Origin of the sequence: Xanthovirga aplysinae (genome assembly GCF_009711365.1) — a bacterium.
Classification (GTDB): Bacteria; Bacteroidota; Bacteroidia; order Cytophagales; family Cyclobacteriaceae; genus Xanthovirga; species Xanthovirga aplysinae.
The window spans coordinates 1-5,306 of sequence record NZ_SMMB01000907.1 but is presented as its reverse complement, the minus strand read 5'-3'; the positions used below and the strand labels follow the sequence as shown (position 1 = coordinate 5,306).

The following is a 5,306-nucleotide window of genomic DNA, read 5'->3' as shown; positions in this document are numbered from 1 at the left end:
GCAGAATAAATTCATCGAGCAGCTTTTCGGAATTTCATCTTAGTCTAAGACAGTAAATCGTGAAAAAGGTTTAAAAAGTTTTATAAAATAATTTAGAAATACCAGCGTGTTTATTTTTTCCATTTTTCCTTCCTTTAAATGGGGTGGTAATTTACTTATTGGTTGGCTTAATTTTTTCATATATTATGAAAAAGAATAGTTGTGGTTACCTTTAAATTTTTAATAGATGATTAATTCTTGAAAGGATAGTAGTTTGCTTGAGAGTTTAGATTTGTATTGTGGTAAGGTATATTCTGTTTGAAGTTTTTTGGAAACTTTTTATTTCCTCCATCCAAAAATCAGATCAATTCTTGTTATAAATCAGGTATTTCATCAAAATCAGGTCATTGATTATCTAAAAGATTGTAGGAGTTCGAATTTCCGGTTTTTTATTTTAATTTTGCGCCGGTTCAAACTAACTAAAATTAACCAACAACTTTATAATGGCTAAAAACAGAACTTTTACCATGATCAAGCCAGATGCAGTGGCTGAAGGGAATTCGGGAGCAATCCTGAAATTAATCGAAGAGGCTGGTTTCAGAATTGTTGCGATGAAGATGACAAAACTGACTGCAGAAAGAGCTGGTCAGTTCTATGCTGTTCACAAGGAGCGTCCTTTTTACAATGATCTTTGTGTTTATATGTCATCAGGACACATTATTGCAGCCATCCTTGAAAAAGAAAACGGAGTGGCAGACTTCAGAACATTGATTGGGGCCACTAACCCTGCAGAAGCAGCAGAAGGTACCATCCGTAATTTGTTTGCTAAATCAATTGAAGCGAATGCTATTCACGGCTCTGATTCAGATGAGAATGCTCAAATTGAAGGAAGCTTCTTTTTTGCTGATACTGAGAAATTCTAAGCAAAAGGAAAGCGTTAATATTTTTAAAAAGCTGCTTTTTTCTAATGTGAAAGCAGCTTTTTTATTTTCAATAGAGAATATTTTTGAGACTTATTGCTCCACTTTCACCTTTCCTTCTTTTTTGAAAAATACCCTTCTTACCCATTTAGGCAGGAATATAGCTCCAGCAATTAAATATGGATAATACGAAAGAGCCCGCCAGAAAATATTGGTGGCGAGGGTATAGTTTCCCAGGTAATCCTGAAAAAATTTGTTAAAAAAGAATTCAGCTGTACCACTACTGCCTGGTGTTGGAGACATCAACATGACAATCCACATAATCACCTGACGTGCAAAAATCACTAAATTATCCCTTAGGGTGGTATCTGTAAAGGCAGCCATTAAACAATTGAGCATCAGATAACGGGCAGACCAGATAAAAATGGTAGAAGCGATTATTTTTATCCAATAGGTTGAATTTTTCCCAGCTAATTGAGTTGAAGCCAAAATAATCTCATCCCCATGCTCATAAGCTTGTGATCTCCATTTTCTTAAAAATCGTATTGAAGTTATTTTTAAAAGAAACCATTTAAATGCTCTTGGTCGGATAAATAAGGCATAAAACATCACCAGGGTATAAAGAGCAATCATCACATAACTGATGATAAAGAGGTATTTTAGATCAGTGCTTAAAAATGATTCTAAACCAATCATTTGAGGAAATACTTCCCCATTAGCCAGAAATAATACCATGGGAGCAGTAACAATAAAGAAGAAATTATCCAGAATTGCCGTCAGCATTACATAAGCTAAAGAGCGCCCCAAGTTTAATCCTTCCTTGAGTAAAAGAAACACTGCTACGGCTGTGCCTCCAACAATGGAAGGGGTAACCGCTGAGCTAAATTCCCATAGAATGATTACATAAAAACTGCTTGTCCAGCTAAGCCTTTTGCCTGTTATGGTTCTTATGCGGTATAAATAACCAGCATCTCTGGCCATTAATACAAAAAATGCCAGGATTACAAATGAGGGTGTTGCCTCGACTACCAAACGCAATTGTGCGAAGGTCAAATCCGGATCACTGTAGAGTAAATAGAAGACAATTCCTAACCCCAGCAAAACGGGAACCCAAATCTTGTTGGGGTTCAAAGTCTTAAAAACTTGTTTAGAATCCGGCTTCATGAAAAGTCTTATAAAAAAATCGGCGACTGCAAATTACGTTAAATCTTAAAGGAAATGTCAAAATTTAATCGGAGAAATCTATCTTTAATTTTGACATATTTCTACTTTACGAATCCTTTTCCATTTCGTTCCAGTTTCCACCTATGTGTTTGACTGGGTCTCTAATTTTAACTCCTTTATATGAAAATTATTGAAGCCTTCACCCAAAATTATGGTAATCTGTTTAAGCTGCAAGAGCTCAAGGATAGCCAAAAAACTAAAAATAACCCACATTTTTTCAGGAGCCTGAGCAATGATCTGAGAAAAGGCAAGCTGTCGATCATTCTTCAACAGGTTAAGTAAATAGCTTTTTTGTTGGCTAATTGTATAAGGGTAGCGAACTACCTCATGTGATGGGCGTTGTTGTTCCACTTCAAATCGTCCCATTACTTTGGTAAACACCTTTAACAATTTATAAAGATCAATATGTTGTAATTCAGTTTCCACATCCAGAGAATCGGTAAGTTCACGTACTTCACTTTTTACATTTCCCCTAGGATCTTTGTCTAACCAACCCTCTTCCATGTCCGCCAACTTATTGATTACGGATTTGTATTTTTTATACTCTAACAAATGTTGCACTAATTCATCTCTGGGGTCAATTTCATTTCCTTCCTGATCTAATTCAGGACGGGGCAGGAGGGTCCTTGCCTTTATTCGCATTAAGGAGGCAGCAACCCACATAAACTCACTTGCTACTTCAATGTTGAGGGACTCTAAATGATTGAGGTAGTCTAAGAAATCGTTGGTGATCTTGGCGATTGGTATATCATAAATATCCAGTTCATCACGTTCAATAAAAAACAATAAAAGGTCAAAAGGACCTTCAAACAGGGGTAATTTGATTTCGAAACTCAATATTTGTGAAGCTAAAGTATTTTTTTAAAACGATTATCAGGGGTGGGTGGTGTTTCAAAGATAGAATATAATTTTTATTAAGTTTCAGATGTAATCAAAAAAACCGTAATTTTACATCTGAATTAAATATATTCAAACTAAAATCCCTGTTACCTGCCAAATAATTTATATTTTTTAGTTTATTGAGTGATAAGGTAATATAGAAGGCTGAAATTGATTTTTGAAAGCCAATATAATTTCTTGTTTGAAAATAAAAACAAGGTGGTGAAAGAAAGTATAAACCACTTGAGTTGATAACTTTTTAAGAAAAATTGAGCCCTATGCTAATACAAGCCGGAGAATTATTGTCAGGAATTAATAATCCGGAGGATTTGCGAAAGATCGATCCATCCAAATTGGTAGAGGTTTGTAAAGAACTCAGACAATTTATAATCGATAATGTATCGGTTTATGGGGGGCATTTTGGTGCCGGTTTAGGCGTTGTCGAATTATCAGTAGCCCTACATTATGTTTTTAATACCCCGGATGATCAATTAATTTGGGATGTTGGACATCAAGCGTACGGACATAAAATTTTAACCGGAAGGAGGGACCAGTTTCATTCCAATCGTCGCTATAAGGGACTTTCCGGTTTCCCAAAAAGAAAAGAAAGTAAGTATGATGCCTTCGGAGTAGGACACTCTTCCACCTCCATTTCGGCGGCATTAGGTATGGCTGTGGCCTCCAGTTATAAAAATGAAAAAGATCGCCAGCATATTGCGGTGATCGGAGATGGTGCTCTGACAGGGGGAATGGCTTTTGAAGCCATGAATCATGCAGGCGTTACCAATTCCAACATGTTGATCATTTTGAATGACAATTGCATGTCTATCGATCCAAATGTTGGAGCCCTTAAGGATTATCTCACAGATATTACTACCTCCCATACCTATAATAAAGTTAAGGAGGAAGTGTGGAAATTGCTGGGAAAATTCAGCAAATTTGGTTCCAGTGCCCAGGAAATCATTTCAAAAGTAGAAGGAGGGATTAAAGCTACATTGCTGAAACAAAGTAACCTTTTTGAGTCTTTGAATCTGCGTTATTTTGGTCCGGTTGATGGGCATGATGTGAATCATTTGGTAAGCGTATTAGATGATCTCAAAGATATTCCAGGGCCTAAAATTTTACACTGTCTGACGGTTAAAGGGAAAGGTTTTGAAGCAGCGGAGAAGGATCAAACCAAATGGCATGCTCCAGGGACTTTCGATAAGGTAACTGGGGAAATATTTAAGAAACACCATGATAATCCTCAGCCTCCAAAATTTCAGGATGTTTTTGGACATACCATTATTGAATTGGCTGAAAAAAATGATAAAATCATGGGGGTAACACCGGCCATGCCATCGGGTTCATCTATGAATCTAATGATGAAAGCCATGCCGGACCGCGCCTTTGATGTGGGAATTGCCGAGCAACATGCCGTTACTTTTTCTGCAGGGTTGGCAACTCAGGGCCTTGTTCCTTTCTGCAATATTTACAGCACTTTTATGCAAAGGGCTTACGACCAGGTTATTCATGATGTTTGTCTACAAGAGTTGCCTGTAGTTTTTTGTTTGGATAGAGCAGGATTTGCCGGAGCTGATGGTCCAACCCATCATGGAGCATATGATATAGCTTATATGCGTTCCATCCCTAATATTGTGGTTTCTTCACCAATGGATGAGGCGGAGTTAAGAAATCTGATGTTTACATCGCAGCTACCTGGAAGAAATTCGGCCTTCTGTATCCGTTATCCAAGAGGACAAGGAGTGATGCCAGAATGGCAAACACCTATGCAAGAGATTCCCGTGGGGAAAGGAAGGAAAATTAAAGATGGGGAAGAGGTGGCAATTCTTACATTTGGACCTATCGGAAATTATGCAATTGATGCCTGTGAAACCCTGGCTGAAGATGGAGTATCTCCTGCCCATTATGATATGCGGTTTGCAAAACCATTAGATGAAGAATTACTTCATGAGGTTTTTGGTAAATTCAAAAAGGTGGTTACCGTGGAAGATGGTTGTTTAATGGGAGGATTTGGAAGTGCTATTTTGGAATTTATGGGTGACCATGGTTATAATGCCGTGGTGAAACGATTGGGAATTCCTGACCGTGTGGTAGAACATGGTTCCCAGCTGGAGTTACATAAAGAGTGTGGCTTTGACCCTGAGGGAATAGTAAAAGCCATATTTTCTCTTCTACCACTTAGTGTGACAGATTGATTTTTCTTTGATCCATATTAGGATAAAATTATAAAGGGCTTAGTGCCCTTTCTTTTTTTGAATTATTTTAATGATAAAACTTGGGGCTTTTAGGAGTGATCTACAA

At 37.4% G+C, this 5,306-nt stretch carries 4 protein-coding genes; 2 read left to right on the top strand and 2 right to left on the bottom strand.

The window, feature by feature from the left end:
• Positions 1-482: 482 nt before the first annotated feature.
• Positions 483-902, top strand: a complete 420-nt coding sequence (locus tag E1171_RS07840) for a nucleoside-diphosphate kinase (RefSeq protein ID WP_155205457.1) — start codon at positions 483-485, stop codon at positions 900-902.
• A 90-nt stretch (positions 903-992) separates the two neighbouring features.
• Here E1171_RS07840 and E1171_RS07835 read toward each other — a convergent pair whose 3' ends face one another.
• Both E1171_RS07835 and E1171_RS07830 read right to left on the bottom strand, forming a co-directional pair.
• Positions 993-2,030 (bottom strand): lysylphosphatidylglycerol synthase transmembrane domain-containing protein, encoded by a 1,038-nt coding sequence (locus E1171_RS07835; RefSeq protein ID WP_343031309.1) that lies wholly within the window; start codon positions 2,028-2,030, stop codon positions 993-995.
• Positions 2,031-2,204: 174 nt separating this feature from the next.
• Complete coding sequence (locus E1171_RS07830; protein ID WP_155205455.1) at positions 2,205-2,960, bottom strand: segregation and condensation protein A; 756 nt, start codon at positions 2,958-2,960, stop codon at positions 2,205-2,207.
• A 320-nt stretch (positions 2,961-3,280) separates the two neighbouring features.
• Here E1171_RS07830 and dxs point away from each other — a divergent pair, with 320 nt between their 5' ends.
• Positions 3,281-5,200 (top strand): 1-deoxy-D-xylulose-5-phosphate synthase, encoded by a 1,920-nt coding sequence (gene dxs, locus E1171_RS07825; protein ID WP_155205454.1) that lies wholly within the window; start codon positions 3,281-3,283, stop codon positions 5,198-5,200.
• The last annotated feature ends 106 nt before the right edge of the window (positions 5,201-5,306 follow it).

Coding starts and splice junctions, on each gene's coding strand:
- E1171_RS07840 (WP_155205457.1), top strand. CDS start 483: ATGGCTAAAAACAGAACTTTTACCATGATCAAGCCAGATGCAGTGGCT.
- dxs (WP_155205454.1), top strand. CDS start 3,281: ATGCTAATACAAGCCGGAGAATTATTGTCAGGAATTAATAATCCGGAG.